A 17,763-nucleotide genomic window follows, 5' to 3' on the forward strand; every position below is an offset into this window, starting at 1 on the left:
CAGTTGTTAAGAGCCCGACTCAAAATTCTAACCTTGCGATACGGCGTGTCATTCGTCTGATGGATGATATGAACATCCAAGCCTCTGACGATGCAATCGAGGCCTCCCAATCTTTTGCCAACCGACGGCAGCGGTTAAGCCACGCAAAGGTCCGCTCAACGATCCACCTTTTGGGCAGGATTACAAAGCCTTTGGCCTGATCAGAGCGCTTGACGATTTCGATCGCGAGCGCTTCGATATGTGCTACAGCCGTTGTCAGCTTTTCGCCAGCATAGCCGCCATCGACGAAGAGTCTCTTCACGGAGGGATAGTTCGCGCGGGTTCGCTCGATCAGATCCGGCGCGCCGTCCCGGTCTTGAACATCGGCACCATGCACGATGCCTTCCAGCATATTGCCGATCATATCGGCTGCGATATGGCGCTTGCGCCCTTTTATCTTTTTACCTGCATCATAGCCTCGTGGACCGCCAGCTTCCGTCGTCTTGACCGACTGGCTATCAATAATAGCGGCTGTCGGCTCCGCCTTGCGACCTTCCGCCAGGCGTGTCACCGCAACCAGCATCTCATTGATAAGATCAAGCAATCCGCTGTCTCGCATCCGGTAAAAATGGTACTGCACCGTCGTAAACGGCGGAAATTCCTTCGGTAATTGCGCCCATTGGCAGCCGGTTGTCGCGATGTATTGGATTGCGTTCCACAACGTGCGGGAATCGTGCTCGCGCGGACGACCGACTTTGCTCATCGGCTGTAAAAGCGGCGCAATGATAGTCCACTCATCGTCCGTGCAATCGCTTGCGTAACGCAAGCCTCGTCTGGCATAGTCACGCCGAGCGGTTTCAGTCCAGGCCATGTGATCCTCCGTAGTCTTGGTAAACCACAGAGAATCATAAACTCCTGAAATCGCTCAGCTTAATTTTCGGTTCGGCTCTAAGACTGCGGCGCTAGGCGCCGTTTCTATATTTGCGCTCATGTCCGCGTCGGCCTCCCAGGCAGCGGACAAGGAGCTGAAGATCGGTTTCGTCGGTGTCACCAGCGGCCCTGCGGCGGCCTGGGGCACATCCAATGTTCGCTCGATGCAGGTTCGTGCCGACTGGCTCAACGAGCAGGGCGGCGTGAAGATTGGCGACGATACCTACAAGATCAAAGTCGTTACCTTCGATGACCAGAAAGACCCGAAGCGCGCCATCGCCGGCATGGAAAAGATGGCACAGGAAGGCATTCACTACGTAGTGGGTCCGAATGTGGATGACGGCGCCGCTGCCGTCCGCCCGGTGGCGGAAGCCAAGGGCATCATCTATTTCCCTTATTCCTTCCCGAAGGAACTTTATACGCCACCGGCGTCCAATGCTGTTCTCGGCATGATTGCCAACTATCAGTCCGGCCCGGCGATCTATAAATATCTGAAAGAAAACAAGGGTATCAAGACGGTGGCTTTTGTGGCGGCCAATGAATCCGATCCGCTCAGCCAGCGTGACAGCGGCATCGAGGCAGCCAAGGCGCTCGGTCTTGAAGTCGTCTCCACCAACGACGCCTATCAGAACGATACGCGCGACTTCACGCCTGTTCTGACGCCGATTGTCATGCAGAAGCCGGACCTGCTGGTTCTGTCGGGCGTTGCGCCGGGCAATGCGCCGTTGCTGATCCGCGCTGCGCGTGAGCTTGGTTATCAGGGCTTCATTTCCACCGAAACCGCGCAGGACGCCAAGGTTCTGGAAGAAGGTGCAGGCGAACTCGCCAATGGCTTCATCTCGGTGGGTGGCGCTTCCACGCCTGAAATCGCATCCGACGTGATGAAGGAATTCGTTGACCGTTATACCAAGGCCTATGGCGAATATAATGACGAGTCCAACACCAAGGTCTATGCGCTCGAATACATTGTCGAGACGCTGAAGGCCAACCCGGCTGCGGTCGACAATGTCGAGGAATTCAAGAAGACGGTGGACACGTTCTCCGCGCCCAATCCTTTCGTCAAGGGCGATGGCGACGGTTCCAAGCTGACCTATGTCGGCACCTCGTCCTTCACGCAGAAGCGCCAGCTCGGTATTCCGATGGTTGTGACAGAATACAAGGACGGCAAGTTTGAAACGCTTTTCGTCGGCCAGGTCGATTAACCGATAGGCCTGTGAAAAGCCCGAAGCGGAAGAGGGGTACTTCTGCTTCGGGCCTCCCAATCGCTAGAGCGCATCCCGAAAAGTGCGATGCGGTTTTCGGAATAAGATGCGCGTTAAAACAAACAGTTAGAGCGTTTCCAATGGCTCATGCCAAACGGGAAATGCTCCAGGAACTGTCACGGAGTTTTGGGCCTGCCTTGCAATTTGCTCGACACTTCGCACGAGGGAGTCTGCCTTCATGGAACAAGTGATAGCCAATGGGCTATATCTGGGTGCGCAATATGCACTGATCGCGTTGGGACTGACGCTGATCTTCGCGCTCATGAACGTCCTCAATTTTGCGCACGGCCAGATGTATGTGCTGGGCGGTTTTGTCACCTATACGGTTTACGGACAGCTTGGCCTGCCGTTTGTTGTCGCTCTTCTGGCTTCCGCGGTCACTTTGATGATCGTTGGTGCGCTGATCGAAAAATTTCTCTTCCGACCGGTCATCAAGCGAAGTCTGCGCGATGAAAGCACGATGCTGCTTGCGGCGGCAGTCGCGTTCTTCCTCGATGCGGTGATCCTGCTTCTGTTTGGTGAAAAGCAACGCGGCGTGCCGAAGATCGTCAATGGCGTGTTCGTCTCCGACAGCCTGATCATGCCTTATGACCGCATTCTGATCGGTGTGCTTGCCGTGGTCTTCATCGCAGCTTTCGTTCTTTTCATGCAATACACCAAACCCGGTCGTGCCATGCGCGCACTTGCCCAGGACCGCGTGGCCGCGCAGTTGATGGGTGTGAATGTCGATCGTTATTCAATGATCGGCTTCGCGTTGGGGGCAATGCTTGCAGGTCTGGTGGGCGGGTTGCTGGTCGCGATTACCGGCGTCAATTCCGGCATCGGCGGCGCCATCTCCATCAAGGCTTTCATGATGGTGATGATCGGCGGCGCAGGCGTCGTGAGCGGTGCCATTGCTGGCGGCTTCATCCTCGGCATGATGGAATCCGTCGGGCTGACGGTGCTGCGCTCCTATGGCGACATCACCTATCTCGTCATCTTCGCCGCATTGATGGTGTTCCTGAGCATCCGTCCGAATGGACTCATGGGCAAGCCGTGGGGTTGAGGGGGCAATCATGACAAAGACAACAAAGCTTATCGGCGTTGCCGCCTTTCTGGCCCTGATCTTCATCGGTATTCCGGTCCTGATCGAGGCAACCGGACGGCACGACCTTTACTATACGCTCACTTCGGTGGCGCTTCTCTCCATCGTCAGTGGCGGGGTGTGGCTCACCTTCTATATCGGTCGCATCAATATCGGCCAGGGTGCCTATGCTCTTATGGGCGGCTATGTGTCGGCGATCCTGATGGTGAAATATGGCGTCTCCTTCTGGCTGACGCTTCCTCTGGCCGGACTGTTCTGCGCTTTCGCCAGCATCCTGATCGGCATTCCGATCCTGCGGCTTCGCGGCGTCTATTTCGCCATGGTCACGCTGGTTCTGACCGAAGTTGCCCGTCTTCTGGCGATGGCGCTGCCCATCACCAATGGCGCCAAGGGCATGGTCAGCATTCCGATGCCGGGTGGCATATCGCTTTTCGGCCTGACCATCCTGCCGGATTTCGCAACATTGCAGAACCCGCGCGCGGCCTTCTATTTCGTATCCATTGTGCTGATGGTGCTGTGCTTCGCGGGGCTTTATCGCCTCATCAATTCGCGCATCGGTGGTCTTTGCCAGTCGTTGCAGCAAAATGAGGAGCTTGCCTCGTCGATTGGCGTCAACATCACCAATCTGCGTGTGCTGGCCTATGCGATCTCGTCCTTCCTCGGCGGGCTTGGCGGTGCGATGTTCGTGGCGATCTCGCAGTCGATCTATCCGTCGAGCTTCACCGTCACGGACTCGGTCAATTTCATGCTCAACTGCTTCCTGGGCGGGCTTGGCTATGTCTTCGGTCCGATCATTGGAACCTTCGTCCTCTATTTCGGCTGGGACTTCCTGTTCCAGACCGGCAAGTTCCAGCTTCTGATCTTCTCCAGCGTTCTCATCATCCTGATGCTGTTCCTGCCTAACGGGCTTCTCAGCCTCAGACTGACCGGAAAGAAGGGAGCAGGATCATGAGCGATCTTCTGGAAGTCAAAAGCGTTACCAAACGTTTCGGCGGTCTGGTGGCGGTCAACGATGTCTCCTTTTCGGTGCGTGAAAAGGAAATCCTGTCGGTCATCGGGCCGAATGGCGCGGGTAAATCCACGCTGTTCAAGCTGATCGCCTCATTTCTCACGCCCACCTCCGGGGAAGTCCGCTTCAAGGGTGAGCGCATTTCCGGTCTGGCACCGCATATCGTGGCGCGAAAGGGCGTGGTGCGCACCTTCCAGGAAACGACGATCTTCAAGGGCATGACAGTGCGTGACAATGTGATTGTCGGCCACCATCTGCGCGCCAAGGCGAGTTTCCTCGGCTGTTATGTGGGGTCAAGCCTTGCTCGCCGGGATCAGGAGGAATTCGGACGCTCTGCCGACGAAATCCTGCAGTTTCTCGGCCTGTGGAAGCAGCGGGACGAGGTTGCGCAGAACCTGCCGCATGGTCACTTGCGGGCGCTTGGCATTGCCATCGGTCTCGCCACGGAGCCGAAAATCCTGCTTCTGGATGAACCCTTTGCCGGGATGAACCATGACGAAACCGTCAAGGCGGTGGAAATGGTGCGGGCGGTCCGTGACCGGGGTGTCACGGTGCTGCTGGTGGAACATGACATGCCGGCGGTGATGAATATTTCCGACCGGATCGTCGTCATCAATTTCGGCCAGAAGATCGCGGAAGGAACGCCGAAACAGATCCAGGAAAACGAGAAGGTGATCGAAGCCTATCTCGGCGCAGAAGACGAAACGATTGGATATTGACCATGGCAGAGCTTCTCAAAGTTTCCGATGCCGAACTCTATTACGATCACGTCTATGCGCTGAAAGGCGTTTCGCTGAGCGTTCAGGAGGGAGAGACAGTCGCGCTGATCGGCGCCAATGGTGCGGGCAAATCCTCGATCCTGCGGGCGATCACGGGGCTGAAAAAGATCCGCAAGGGCGAAATCCATTATGAGGGCCGCCGGATCGACGGCACCCGGTCGGACGAGATCGTCAAGATGGGGATTGCCATGGTACCGGAAGGCCGCCGCGTCTTTCCCTATATGAGCGTGCGCGACAATCTGATGATGGGGGCGTTCACCCGTTCCAGCAAGGCGGATATCGCCAACACGCTGGAGATGGTTCTGGGGCGGTTCCCGCGCCTGAAGGAACGCTATTCGCAGGCCGCAGGCACAATGAGCGGCGGCGAGCAGCAGATGCTGGTCATTGGGCGTGCGCTCATGGCCAAACCGAAGCTTTTGCTGCTGGACGAGCCGTCTCTCGGAGTCGCACCCAAACTGGTGCAGGATATCGCCCGCTCCATCGTCGCCATCAACCGCGACGAAAAGGTGAGCGTTCTTCTGGTCGAGCAGAATTCACGCATGGCGCTCCGCATCTCGCAGCGCGCCTATGCCCTGACGACCGGAAAGATCGTCCTGTCCGGCAATTCGGAAGAACTGGCGACGGATGATCGCGTCGCGAAACTCTATCTGGGCGGGGAAATCTGACCGCCGGTATTGCAGACTAGGCAGAGCGTCCGAAAGACGCTCTGGACCATCCAGAACGAAAACAAATATTTCGATGGTTCGAGGAAAATGGAAATACTTGTCATCAACCCCAATACAACTGCATCGATGACGCACAAGATCGGCGAGGCTGCACGCAGCGTGGCAGGTGCCGGCACAACAATCATCGCAAGCAATCCCGCCGACGGTCCGCCGAGCATCGAAGGATATTTCGATGAGGTTTTTGCCATTCCCGGCATGATCGGGGAAATGCAGAAGCGCCCGACCGCCGATGCCTGCGTCATTGCCTGTTTTGACGATACCGGCCTTGATGCAGCGCGCTGTGCCGGAACCATGCCAGTGATCGGCATCGGCGAGGCGGCTTTTCACATGGCAAGCCTGATTGCCGGAAAGTTCAGCGTTGTCACCACATTGTCGCGTTCGGTGCCTGCAATCGAGCATAACCTGTCCCGCTATGGTCTCATGTCACGTTGCGCCCGTGTTCGGGCCAGCGACGTGGCCGTGCTTGACCTCGAAATTCCGGGATCAGACGCGCGCAACAAGGTCTCGAACGAATTCGCAAAGGCCATTCGGGAAGACCATGCAGAAGCGATTGTGCTTGGTTGTGCGGGCATGGCCGACCTTGCCGCTTCTCTGTCCAGAGAGCATGGGCTGCCGGTCATCGACGGCGTGACCTGTGCGGTGAAACTGTGTGAAAGCCTTGTCGGTCTCGGCTTGAAAACATCGAAACTGGGTGGCTATCAGCTGCCGCGAATGAAGGATTTTCAAGGTATTTTTGAACCTTTTTCGCCCCAGAATTGACGTTCAGATGATTTCAGTCGGGTTTGTGCATCAAAACTCGCGACATTGTTGACACTCGCCGGACCTGTGTTCGATATGTAAGGAAATTGATAGAGGATTTGCGGATGCTGTATCGACCGACTGCATCTGCCATTTGAACAGCTTCTACTGGATGATGATGAACCTGGCTGCGACGAACATGACAGACCAAAACGGCGGGAATGTGCGTTGGCTTCCGGTCTATAACGGCTTGCGCGAGGCGGTCGTCAGCCATCGTCTGCTTCCCGGCACCAAGTTGCCGGAGGACGAGCTGGCGACGATCTATTCCGTCAGCCGTGCCTTTGTTCGCTCCGCCCTGCAGGCCCTGGCGCATGACAGGCTTGTGCGTCTGGAACCCAATCGCGGTGCCTTCGTTGCCGAACCCTCGCGCGAGGAAGCGCGCGAAGTGTTCGAGGCGCGCTTGCTGATCGAGCCGGAGGTGGCTTCGCTTGCGGCGAAGGTCATCAAGCCCCAGCAGGTCAAGCAGCTGCGCCAGCATCTCCATGACGAGCATGAAGCCCTTCATGCCGGACGCGACAGCGAGGCGATCATGCTGTCGGCGCTTTTCCATACGCATCTGGCCGAAATTTCGGGACACTCGATCCTGGCGGGTTTTGTCGGCGATCTGCTGCCGCGTTCCTCGCTCATCATTTCGCTCTATTGGGAACGGCGCGAGACGACCTGCCAGAGCGACGCGCATCACGCGCTGGTCGATGCCATCGAAGAGCACAGGAGCGACGACGCTGCGGCCCTGATGAAGACCCATATTCTTGATCTTCTGGCGGGCCTCAATCTCGAGCGCGTCGAAAAAGAACAGAAGCGTCTGTCCGATATTCTGCGTTAGAACGCAGATTTGATTCAATCAGGCCTGCGCTCTAACCTATTATATTTCAAGCATAATCTTATCGATCCTCGTTTCACTCCGGTCGGATTATGCTCTAGAACATGCCTCCCCAAAGCGGTTTCCCTTATGGGTGACATGCTCTGAAATATGGCGCGAAATAGCGCATTCACAGCAGCACGAAAGCACCGGATAACAGAAATCGCTCCATTTCAAAAATGGACGCAAGGATAAGATTCCGGATTCTACGCTAACGACTCAAGACTTCAGCCCGGCTATCTTCAATCATCTAGTAAAGCAATCGAAAAACACCGACCGGCGCGCTTCTATTCGGGTGCGTTGAGGGAAATTCTTTGCTTTTTTTCGGATCACGCAAGTGAAGAAGTAGCGTTGGAGGTTCTCGTGAGTATAAACTTCAGATCATCGGGTATATCTGCAGAGCGCATGTCAACACGGCGCATTCTTGTAGCAGGCGGTGCCGGATTTCTCGGTTCTCATCTTTGCGAACGTCTTTTGAACGAAGGAAACTTCGTTATCTGCGTCGATAATTTTTCGACAGGGCGGCTTGAGAACCTGCGCAATCTCCTGCGTTACGACACGTTCAGCTTCGTGCGCCACGATATCGTCAATCCGATCGATCTGCCGGTGGATGAGATTTACAATCTCGCATGCCCCGCTTCGCCGCCGCATTATCAGGCCGATCCGGTGCACACGATGAAGACGAGCGTCATTGGCTCGCTCAATCTGCTCGAACTTGCCGCGCATTATCAGGCTCGGATTTTTCAGGCTTCAACGTCGGAAGTGTATGGTGATCCGCAAACGCATCCGCAGCCGGAAGCCTATTGGGGCAATGTGAACTCTTTCGGCCCCCGGTCCTGCTATGACGAAGGCAAGCGCTCGGCCGAAACGCTGTTCTACGATTTTCACAAGCAGTATGGCGTCGACATCCGTATCGTGCGCATCTTCAACACCTATGGCCCGCGCATGCGGCCCGACGATGGTCGTGTCGTGTCGAACTTCATCGTTCAGGCCCTCAAGCGTGAAGATATCACCATCTATGGCGACGGCTCGCAGACCCGTTCCTTCTGCTATGTCGATGACCTGATCGAAGGCTTCAGCCGCTTGATGAGCAGCCAGGTTCAGAAGCCCGTCAATCTCGGCAATCCGGGCGAGTTTACTGTGCGTGAGCTGGCCGAGCAGATCATTGCGCTGACAAATTCGTCCTCGCGCATCGTCTATCGCCCGCTGCCAACTGATGATCCGCGCCAGCGGCGCCCGGACATCATGCTCGCCAAGCGTGAACTTGGCTGGGAACCACAGATTGCACTTGTCGAAGGGCTGAAGCAGACGATCGCCTATTTTGAACGCCAGCTGGTCAGACCATCGGGCGAGCTCTTCGAGGTGGCGAGATGACCCGGCAAAATATACTCGTCACCGGTGGTGCCGGCTTCATTGGCAGCCATACCGCCAAGCTTCTGCACAAGAGCGGATTCTCGCCGGTCGTCTATGACAACCTGTCGACGGGCCACCGGTCTTCCGTGCGCTGGGGCGAGTTTGTCGAGGGCGACACGCTTTCGCAGGAACAGCTTATCGCTGCTATCAGAACCTTCGATCCGGCTGCCATCATCCACTTTGCGGCTTCGGCCTATGTGGGTGAATCCGTCACGGACCCCGCAAAATATTATCGCAACAATGTCGGCGGCATCCAGTCCGTTCTTGAGGCCAGCCGCCTGACAGGTGGACGCCCGGTCATTTTCTCGTCGAGCTGCGCCACCTATGGCATTCCGGATGTGCTGCCGATCCGCGAAGGCGAAATGCAGAATCCGATCAACCCTTACGGACGCACAAAGCTGATCGCGGAACATATGCTGGCCGATTATTCGGCAGCCTATGGCATGCCCTATGCGGCACTGCGCTACTTCAATGCCTGCGGTGCTGATCTGGATGGCGAACTGGGCGAAAAGCACGATCCCGAAACTCATTTGATACCGCGCGCCATGCTGGCTGCGGCGGGCATGGCGGATTGTCTGGAAGTCTATGGCGACGATTATGAAACGCCGGATGGCACCTGCATTCGCGATTATATTCACGTGGTCGATCTGGCACGGGCACATGTGCTTGCGGTCGAGCACCTGCTGAATGGCGGCGGCAATCTGGTCCTTAATCTGGGAACCGGGCGCGGAACATCCATCAAGGAAATCGTGGATGCGATAGACCGGCTTACCGGACGCAAGGTGCCTGTCGAAATGCGCGCGCGCCGGGCTGGCGATCCGCCGGTGCTTTATGCCGACCCGGCTGAAGCGGCAGCGAAGCTTGGGTTTCGCACGATCCATTCTGATCTCGACACGATCATCCGCACGGCTGCGCCCTTCTTTGGTCTGGAGATGCGGACATGACACGGCGCGAAATTCATCCGGCCATTGACGGCGACAACGGCGAAAGGGAACCATTGCTGGCGCCCATCTTCACTGGCCGCAAGCGGGTGGAATATGTGGTGGGCATCATCCTGTGGGCGCTCGCTATCACCTATTTCTGGCAATGGTGGTTCATCAGCGCGAAGCACAATCATCTGCTCGGCTCCATTCTGGTGACGGCACTCTTGGCCTGGATCACGATCCTGCCGCTTTATTTCATCACTATTTTCTTCCATGCAGCGCGCCCGACAGGCCCGCTTCGCATCCCCGCCGGAAGCCGCGTCGCCATGGTCGTCACCAAGGCTCCGTCTGAGCCTTTCGAGGTGGTGGCTGAAACATTGCGCGCCATGCTGGCGCAGGATGTGCCGCACGATACATGGCTTGCCGATGAGGATCCTTCACCCTCGACACTTGCCTGGTGCCGTGAGCATGGCGTGTTCGTTTCCACACGCAAGGGCCGTGCCGACTATCATCGGCAGACCTGGCCGCGCCGTACCCGGTGCAAGGAAGGCAATCTCGCCTTCTTCTACGATCACTATGGCTATGAGCGCTATGATTTCGTCTCGCAGCTCGATGCCGACCATGTGCCTGAGCCGGGTTATCTCTTCAATATGCTGCGGCCCTTCGCTGATCCCGCTGTCGGGTATGTTTCCGCGCCAAGCATTTGTGATCGCAATGCGCATGAAAGCTGGTCGGCCCGCGGGCGTCTCTATGTGGAAGCCAGCATGCATGGCTCGCTGCAGGCCGGTTACAACGGAGGCTTTGCCCCGGTCTGCATCGGCTCTCATTATGCGGTACGCACGGCAGCGCTGAAGGAGATCGGCGGTCTTGGGCCGGAACTGGCCGAGGATCATTCCACGACCCTGTTCATGAACGCGCATGGCTGGCGGGGTGTTCATGCACTGGATGCCATCGCCCATGGCGACGGTCCGCGCACCTTCGCCGATCTTGTGACGCAGGAATTCCAGTGGTCGCGCAGCCTCGTGATGATCCTGTTGCAATATACGCCGAAGCTGATCGGTCGGTTGCCGCTGCGCCTGAAGATCCAGTTTCTGTTCTCGCAGCTCTGGTATCCTCTCTATGCTTTCTTTCTGGCGCTGACATTCGTTCTGCCGATAGCCATTCTGGCTTATGGCGATAATTTCGTCAGCGTCACCTATCCCGCTTTCCTGATGCACTTCATGCCGCAATCGCTCGTGATTTTGGCGCTGGCATTCTGGTGGCGGTCGAGCAAGACGTTCCGCCCTGTCGACGGCAGGATTTTCAGCTGGGAAGCGATGCTGTTCCTGCTGGCGCGGTGGCCCTGGGTTTTGGCTGGAACCTTCGCAGCTTTCCGTGACTGGCTGACCGGTTCCTTTGTCGATTTTCGTGTCACGCCGAAAGGCTCATCCGAGGTCGATCCGGTGCCACTGCGGGTGATCGCTCCCTATGCGCTGATCTCCGGTCTGTCCATTCTGCCTGTCCTCCTGGTCAGCGGTGCGGATCAGACGCGAGGCTTCTTCATCTTCGCCATCATCAATGCGTGTTTCTACCTGTTCCTGATGGCGATGATCGTGATCCAGCACACACGCGAAAATCACGTGCGGATGACGAGCCGCCTCTATCGACCGGCAATGGCATGCAGTTTTACGGCGCTGGTCGCGCTGACCGGCTTTACCACTGTCGAGCGCGGACGCGACGGCATCGAGGCACTGAGCTGGGGCACGAAAAGCTTCACGGTATTTGACGACCGATTCTCGGTTGCCGGTGCCGGTGTAGGCGGACGTGACGTCCACAGGACAATTTTCAATCCACGCTGGCGCACGAATACCGCCAGTGGAACGAACTAGCGGGAAAGGCGCGACGATTATGAAGATCGCTGTCATCGGTACGGGATATGTCGGATTGGTCAGTGGCACGTGCTTCGCGGCATGGGGACACGAGGTCGTCTGCGTCGACAAGGATGCCCAGAAGATTGTCCGGCTGGAGCGCGGCATCGTGCCGATCTACGAGCCGGGGCTGGATGAACTGGTGGAACGCAATTTCGCCTTTGGCCGGCTCAGATTCACCACCAATCTGGCGGAAGCCGTCAAGGGCGCGGAGCTTGTCTTCATCGCCGTCGGCACACCGGCACGGGCAGGTCACGGCGATGCCGATCTGTCCTTCGTCTATATGGCCGCTCGCGAGCTTGCGCCGTTGATCGAAGACCATAGTGTCGTCGTGGTCAAGTCCACCGTTCCGGTCGGCACAGGCGATGTGGTGCAGAAGATCATCGGCTCGGTGCGCCGACCCGGCACATTCTCTGTTGCTTCCAATCCGGAGTTCCTCCGTGAGGGTGTCGCGATCCGCGACTTCCTCGAGCCCGATCGCGTCGTCATCGGCGTGGAAGATGAGCGCGCTCGTTCTGCGCTCGTCGCCCTTTATGCTCCGCCGCTTGAGACCGCAAAGACGCCAATCGTGATCACGCAGCGCCGGACGTCCGAACTGATCAAATATGCGGCCAACGCCTTTCTCGCCACCAAGATCACCTTCATCAACGAACTGGCGGATCTGTGTGAGGAAGTTGGCAGCGATGTCACCGAGCTGGCGCTCGGCATGGGACTGGACAAGCGTATCGGCACCAGTTTTCTCAATGCGGGGCCGGGTTATGGTGGCTCCTGCTTTCCGAAGGATACGATAGCACTGCTTCGCACTGCGCAGGATCACGGGGTCGCCCTGCGGCTGGTCGAGGAAACGGTCACCGTCAATGAAGCGCGCAAGCGTCGCATGGCGCTGAAGGTGCTGGATGCGCTCGGCGGCAGCGTCGAAGGCCGGACGATTGCCGTCCTCGGCCTGACGTTCAAACCCGATACGGATGATATGCGCGATGCGCCGTCCATCCCGCTCATCGAAACCTTGCAGCGCTTCGGTGCCAGCATCCGGGCCTATGATCCGGCCGGAATGGAGAATGCGCGCCGTCTTCTCAGCGACGTCGAGTTTTACGACGATCCTTACGAGTGCCTGAGCACTGCCGATGCGGCAGTGGTCGTGACCGAATGGGACAGTGTCCGCAAGCTTGATCTCGTTCGGATGAAACAGGTCATGCGGGACGCCGTACTCGTCGACTTGCGCAATGTCTTTTCACCGGCGGTTGCCGAGAATCTGGGCTTCCGGATTTCGACAATCGGCCGCCCTGTTCAACTGCGGCAGGAAACAAGACCAACAAACGTTCTGCCGCACGCGCGCATCCGTCAATCGCAAGAACCCTTGGCGGGTGCGCGCAACCTGAAGGTCGTGGGAGGTTCAAATGAAACATGTGATGTTTGAAGGCCAACGGTCCCGATCTGGTCGGAACACTGATCGGAGCAGATGTGTCCTGCCGCTGGTTGTCCTGCTTGCGGGGCTAAGCGGACCGGCTGGAGCGGCAACGGTTCCGGCAGATGGTTTGCCCGACGGCGCCCGTGTGATGACGCCTGCCGAGCTTTACCTACTCTATCGTGACAAGAACTGGCAGTGGGCTGACGGTGCTGGCCGGATGGAAAGCCAGAACCGCCGTTTCACCGCCCGTGTCGATGGCGAAAAGGGCAAGGCCTGGGCTGAAGGCCGCTGGCGGATCACCTGGTCGGGCCAGATGTGCTTCGATGCGAAATGGCATCTGGCTCAGGGCGTCTTCCCGAACAAGACCTGCTTCTCTCACCGTATCGCCGATGGGACGATCTATCAGAAACGTGAGCCGGACGGTGTCTGGTACGTCTTCCGCCATGCCAGCGGAAACAAGGATGACGAGGCGCGTAAGCTCCTCTCCATCGAAACAATAACGCCCAAAACGGAAGCGCTGAATCTGGCGTTGCCCGTTGCCCAATCGCCCGTACAATAAAGGAGGCGGCGATGAAAACCTCATACAAAATAGCAACAGCAATTCTTTGCGGTGGGCTGCTTTCAACCGCTGTTTACGCAGCGAGCGGTGTTTCGGGTGCCAATGTCGACACCCGCAACATGTTCCACGACAAGCGCCCGGTCATTACCCCGCAATCCATCAAGTTCGGGGCCTATGATCCGCACGGGGATTTCACCAACGATCCCAATTCCCGCATCGAGCATCTGTTCCTTCCGTGGGAGGATGTGGACCTGACGAGCCTGTCAACCGCTGATGCCTATGCGCAGGAACGGGGCCGCGAACTGCTGATCACCGTCGAACCCTGGTCATGGGCTCGCGACTGGCGCGTTGCACCGGATGATCTCCTGAGCGGAATCGTGCGGGGGCATTACGATACAAACATGGCCGCCGTCTGCTCCGCTGCTTCGAAGCTGAAGAGCCCTGTGACCATTCGCTGGGCGCAGGAAATGGACGACAAGACGGGCCAGTTCACCTGGTCCTACTGGTCGGCACAGGGTTATGTCCGTGCCTATCAGCATGCGGTCAATGTCTGCCGCAAGTCATTGCCGAATGCCAAGTATATGTGGTCGCCGAAGGGAGATGCGGGGCTTGAGGCCTATTATCCGGGCGATGGTTATGTCGATGTGATCGGCCTGTCGGTGTTCGGCTACGAACCTTACGATATGCTGGAACTGGGACATGCGTCCACATTCGTTGAACGGACAAAACCGGGATACGACCGGGTGGTAGGCTTCAAGAAGCCGATTGTTATCGCCGAGCTCGGTTATGAAGGGAGCGACGCCTATGTCCGGGCCTGGGCACAGGAAACCAACAAGCCGCAGCCCGAATTTCCGGAACTGACTGCGACCGTCTACTTCAACGACCGCGAAGTCTATCCGTGGCCACGGGGTGTCGGGCGGCCTGACTGGCGGGTTGCGAACCATCCGCTTGATTGATGTCGCATTTACCTCACGCAAAACCGCTTCGCACTTTTGCTGGAAATGCTCCAACGTCTGAACAGGAATACGACAATGTTTTCGATCCGTTTGAGAACCGTAGGTGCGGCGCTGTCCGTACTTCTTCTGGCAGGCGCTGCCGATGCGGCGCCGAAACAGAAAACCGAGGACCCAATCGCCATCAAGGCTGCGGCGGCTGCACCGCTATCCGCCGACGCGCTTGAGGCGCTCTATTCCGGTAAGTCATGGAAATGGAAGGATGGCGGCGGCTATTTCTCTGCCGACAGACATCGTTTCATCGCCTGGTCGCAGAAAGGCAGGGCGTGGTCTTACGGGCAGGGGCGCTGGTATGCCACCAATCGCGGCAAGCTTTGCCTGCAGGCCTATTGGGTCAACAAGATGGGCGGCGGCAGCGATACGACCTGCTTCCTCCATCGCGAGAAAGATGGCGTCATCTATCAGAAGCGCTCACTGGGCGGCAGCTGGTATGTCTTCCGTAACAATCCGCCACGCCCGACCGATGAGGCCGCCAAGCTGCTGCGCGGCGACCGTGTTAGCAAGGGACTGGCGATCATGAAAGCCAAGGCGAGATAATCGCCAGGCAAGCATGCCGGCTCGCTGATCTGTATGGAGTTCTTGCGAGCCGGTATGCCATGGAGCGCATTCCGAAAACAGTTTCACGCCGGTCGGATTGTGCTCTAATCGCGGATGAAGCAGCGGGATTTCTGCCCGAAACCGCTCGGCGTGCACACATAGGGCGTACCGGCCGCATATTGCGTGGCGGAAACCCTGATGACCTTGGCCGATGCAGGCTTGTTGTAGCGCGCTTGGCTATTCACCTTGTACTTGACGAGGTAAACGGAAACCGTTTCGCTTTTCTGCTTGCGGGCATCCTTGGCTTCGGCGCCTGCCGTCAGGCATAATGAAGCGGACAGTCCAACGACAATAGCGGCAGCCCATTTCAAGCTTTCGCGGCGCACAGTATATGCAAATACATTGTTCATGCGATTGCCTCCGGTTGTTATTACCGTGCTTTCTATCGGACGCGTTTTAATATTCTGGCCGGATTTTCCTGAAAATTTTCATCAAATGGGATGCAATCAACTCATTTCAGAGACCGTTTTGCGCGCTCCGACACTTCCGGCCAAATCTGGGAAAAGGCCGGGAAAGCGGGGTTGTCGGCGCGTAAGAGGAAACGTCGGCTACCGGTCTGAACGGTTACGTGGCTGATAGTGTTCCAGCTTATTTTGATTTTATACGTGCAAATGCTACTATCAACGCAGGGCTTGGGTCGCCATTACCGCGCCTCGAGCCTCCGGGTTGGTTTAGGGAGTTGCCGTGACATCCCCGAGCGACAAGGCCTCGCGTGATCTGAAGCCCGATTTTGTGGAGCGCCGCCAGTCAGTGCGCGTTCCACTCGCGCCCCTTGGAGAAGATGCCCGAAGCACCAATATTCTGACCCCGCTGGTCTTTACGACCGAAGAGCTGGAACCCTGCGCACAGTTTCCCACATGGCAACAGCACGTGGCTCCCCTCTATGATGTGCGGATGCCGGATGGTGTGAACGCCGAAGACGGTTTTGCCGTTACCCAGAAAGTCTGGGATCTGCGCGGCATGCTGCTGATAGAACAGACTGTTCCTCCATTCAGTTATGAACGTACAGCGGAAAAGGTTCGTTTCAGCCCGATTGATCACTGGCAGATCAGTTTTCTGCGAAGCGGTCGCACATGGACGGCGGTGGATGATCGTGTGGCGGAAAACGAGCCCGGCATGATCAATATCCGTTCGTTTGGTTATCCGTTTCGCGGTCGTGCGCTGGCAACGGACGTGGTGCTGCTGATCATTCCGGTCGATCATTTCGCCGGTCTGGGCGGTATGCCGGAAGCGTGCAACAATGCGACGCTTGGAGGCTATCGCGCCAAGCTGCTGATCGATTTCGTATCGACGATCCAGGCGGGACTTGACCATATCAGAAGCGAAGACCTGCCGGAGCTGCGCGACGCCCTGCGTCAGATCGTATTTGACACGATCGCCCCTTTGGTAAAGGAAAACGATGCGAGCGAACACAATGCGTCTCTCGGGGCTTCTCTGGGGTTGATGACCAAGGCCAGACGCTTTATCCAGAAAAATCTCACGTCCCGTGAACTCACGCCCGATGCACTGAGCAAGGAGCTCGCCATCTCACGCACGCATCTCTATCAGCTGTTCGAAGGCTCGGGCGGGGTACTCAACTATATTCGCCAGAAGCGTTTGCTTGCAGCACATGAGATGCTTGCGGATGCATCCGAAAACCGCAGGGTGTCCGACATAGCGCAGCTGTTTGGCTTCGATACGGCAGCCAATTTCACGCGGGCATTCACGCAGCATTTTGGCTATAGTCCGAGCAATGTCCGCAAGTCGCTGTCGCGAAACGACGGCATCAGCGACAGCCAGTCTGACGCGAACCGCTCCCTCACTTTCTCAACCCTGCTACGAACGCTGGCAACGACCGGTGCGTAAAGTTCCAGAAGAATGATCGGAATAGTTTGACGATCTGTCTGAAGCAGGCCGCCAGAGCATTTCCTGTTTTGATTGAATCATAGGAAATGCTCTATCCGTTTGTTTTTACGCACGTCTTTATTCCGAAACCGGTTTCCTCTTTCGAGAGACATGCTCTAGTCGTTCTCCGGCAAACGTGGAAAGTGCTCCATCGTTTCATCAAGGAACACCCATTCATGCTTCGATTGCTCGAATACAGATAGGGTGGGCTGGGCAAAAGCCGGATCGGCAAAAAGGCCAACTGCCACGCCGATTACGGAAGGGGCCGCATCAGGCAGCCAATAGACAGTCGAGCCGCAAGCCGGGCAAAAATGCATCCGGACCTTGCGGCCACTTTCCGCCGTCCGAATGAATTCTGTCGATGCGCCTGAAATTTCAACGCAGTCTATCGCATAGAAGGCATTTGCACTGAATGGCGAACCTGTTCTCCGCTGACAGGCGAAGCAGTGGCACAGTGCCGTCAATTGCGGTGGCCCGTGGGGCGTTACTGTCAGATTTCCGCATGCGCATTGAGCATAGGTCATGGATTTCTCCTGCAAGGTGAGATCGCATCATCAGAAATGGAATGGAAATACAGCCCGAATGGCCAGAGTGTTCCGGAAGGAACTGGCTAGGGCTTCGGGTTCGGCTGCAA

Annotated in this window: 18 protein-coding genes; 15 read left to right on the top strand and 3 right to left on the bottom strand. The window is 57.2% G+C overall.

The window, feature by feature from the left end; genetic code table 11:
• Window positions 1-19 precede the first annotated feature (19 nt).
• Window positions 20-850 carry an IS5 family transposase gene (locus ABDF71_RS19780; protein ID WP_151610747.1) on the bottom strand — a complete coding sequence of 277 codons (831 nt, stop codon included), beginning with the start codon at window positions 848-850 and terminating at the stop codon, window positions 20-22.
• A 118-nt stretch (window positions 851-968) separates the two neighbouring features.
• Between ABDF71_RS19780 and ABDF71_RS19785 the strand changes: the two genes are divergently transcribed.
• The 14 genes from ABDF71_RS19785 to ABDF71_RS19850 all read left to right on the top strand — a co-directional run bounded on the left by ABDF71_RS19785 (window position 969) and on the right by ABDF71_RS19850 (window position 15,185).
• Window positions 969-2,111, top strand: coding sequence for an ABC transporter substrate-binding protein (locus ABDF71_RS19785; RefSeq protein ID WP_500061706.1), 1,143 nt, complete (start codon window positions 969-971; stop codon window positions 2,109-2,111).
• Window positions 2,112-2,349: 238 nt separating this feature from the next.
• Window positions 2,350-3,216 carry a branched-chain amino acid ABC transporter permease gene (locus ABDF71_RS19790; protein WP_010660569.1) on the top strand — a complete coding sequence of 289 codons (867 nt, stop codon included), beginning with the start codon at window positions 2,350-2,352 and terminating at the stop codon, window positions 3,214-3,216.
• A gap of 10 nt (window positions 3,217-3,226) precedes the next feature.
• On the top strand, window positions 3,227-4,207 hold the full coding sequence (locus tag ABDF71_RS19795) for a branched-chain amino acid ABC transporter permease (RefSeq protein WP_010660570.1): 981 nt from the start codon (window positions 3,227-3,229) through the stop codon (window positions 4,205-4,207).
• Window positions 4,204-4,983: an ABC transporter ATP-binding protein gene (locus tag ABDF71_RS19800; protein ID WP_012093692.1), complete on the top strand. Its 780-nt coding sequence runs from the start codon at window positions 4,204-4,206 to the stop codon at window positions 4,981-4,983. Before ABDF71_RS19795 ends, ABDF71_RS19800 begins: the two co-directional genes overlap by 4 nt.
• 2 nt (window positions 4,984-4,985) lie before the next feature.
• A complete protein-coding gene (locus tag ABDF71_RS19805) occupies window positions 4,986-5,708 on the top strand; it encodes an ABC transporter ATP-binding protein (RefSeq protein ID WP_010660572.1) in 723 nt (240 codons plus the stop codon).
• Window positions 5,709-5,795: 87 nt separating this feature from the next.
• Window positions 5,796-6,527, top strand: coding sequence for an aspartate/glutamate racemase family protein (locus tag ABDF71_RS19810; RefSeq protein WP_500061707.1), 732 nt, complete (start codon window positions 5,796-5,798; stop codon window positions 6,525-6,527).
• Window positions 6,528-6,684: 157 nt separating this feature from the next.
• Window positions 6,685-7,389 (top strand): GntR family transcriptional regulator, encoded by a 705-nt coding sequence (locus tag ABDF71_RS19815; protein ID WP_029928696.1) that lies wholly within the window; start codon window positions 6,685-6,687, stop codon window positions 7,387-7,389.
• Between the two features lie 441 nt (window positions 7,390-7,830).
• Window positions 7,831-8,799 (top strand): UDP-glucuronic acid decarboxylase family protein, encoded by a 969-nt coding sequence (locus ABDF71_RS19820; protein ID WP_010660575.1) that lies wholly within the window; start codon window positions 7,831-7,833, stop codon window positions 8,797-8,799.
• Window positions 8,796-9,782, top strand: a complete 987-nt coding sequence (gene galE / locus ABDF71_RS19825) for a UDP-glucose 4-epimerase GalE (RefSeq protein ID WP_258124656.1) — start codon at window positions 8,796-8,798, stop codon at window positions 9,780-9,782. Before ABDF71_RS19820 ends, galE begins: the two co-directional genes overlap by 4 nt.
• A complete protein-coding gene (locus ABDF71_RS19830) occupies window positions 9,779-11,629 on the top strand; it encodes a glycosyltransferase family 2 protein (RefSeq protein WP_151607361.1) in 1,851 nt (616 codons plus the stop codon). Before galE ends, ABDF71_RS19830 begins: the two co-directional genes overlap by 4 nt.
• Window positions 11,630-11,648: 19 nt before the next feature.
• Window positions 11,649-13,085, top strand: coding sequence for a UDP-glucose dehydrogenase family protein (locus tag ABDF71_RS19835; RefSeq protein ID WP_258124658.1), 1,437 nt, complete (start codon window positions 11,649-11,651; stop codon window positions 13,083-13,085).
• Window positions 13,078-13,635 carry a DUF995 domain-containing protein gene (locus ABDF71_RS19840; RefSeq protein ID WP_373418756.1) on the top strand — a complete coding sequence of 186 codons (558 nt, stop codon included), beginning with the start codon at window positions 13,078-13,080 and terminating at the stop codon, window positions 13,633-13,635. The genes ABDF71_RS19835 and ABDF71_RS19840 overlap by 8 nt, the downstream gene beginning before the upstream one ends.
• Before the next feature lie 11 nt (window positions 13,636-13,646).
• Entirely contained in the window at window positions 13,647-14,591 is a 945-nt protein-coding gene (locus ABDF71_RS19845; RefSeq protein ID WP_010660580.1) for a glycoside hydrolase family 26 protein, read from the top strand.
• A 75-nt stretch (window positions 14,592-14,666) separates the two neighbouring features.
• On the top strand, window positions 14,667-15,185 hold the full coding sequence (locus ABDF71_RS19850) for a DUF995 domain-containing protein (RefSeq protein ID WP_258124660.1): 519 nt from the start codon (window positions 14,667-14,669) through the stop codon (window positions 15,183-15,185).
• A 104-nt stretch (window positions 15,186-15,289) separates the two neighbouring features.
• Here ABDF71_RS19850 and ABDF71_RS19855 read toward each other — a convergent pair whose 3' ends face one another.
• A complete protein-coding gene (locus ABDF71_RS19855; RefSeq protein ID WP_010660582.1) occupies window positions 15,290-15,595 on the bottom strand; it encodes a hypothetical protein in 306 nt (101 codons plus the stop codon).
• 334 nt (window positions 15,596-15,929) lie between these two features.
• Here ABDF71_RS19855 and ABDF71_RS19860 point away from each other — a divergent pair, with 334 nt between their 5' ends.
• Window positions 15,930-17,090 carry a helix-turn-helix domain-containing protein gene (locus ABDF71_RS19860; protein WP_036588186.1) on the top strand — a complete coding sequence of 387 codons (1,161 nt, stop codon included), beginning with the start codon at window positions 15,930-15,932 and terminating at the stop codon, window positions 17,088-17,090.
• Between the two features lie 155 nt (window positions 17,091-17,245).
• On the opposite strand, the gene ABDF71_RS19865 is transcribed toward ABDF71_RS19860, so the two are convergent.
• Window positions 17,246-17,653: a GFA family protein gene (locus tag ABDF71_RS19865; RefSeq protein ID WP_029928713.1), complete on the bottom strand. Its 408-nt coding sequence runs from the start codon at window positions 17,651-17,653 to the stop codon at window positions 17,246-17,248.
• Window positions 17,654-17,763 lie beyond the last annotated feature (110 nt).

It is taken from the genome of Ochrobactrum sp. WV_118_8, assembly GCF_039631535.1.
In the GTDB taxonomy this organism is placed as follows: domain Bacteria; phylum Pseudomonadota; class Alphaproteobacteria; order Rhizobiales; family Rhizobiaceae; genus Brucella; species Brucella anthropi.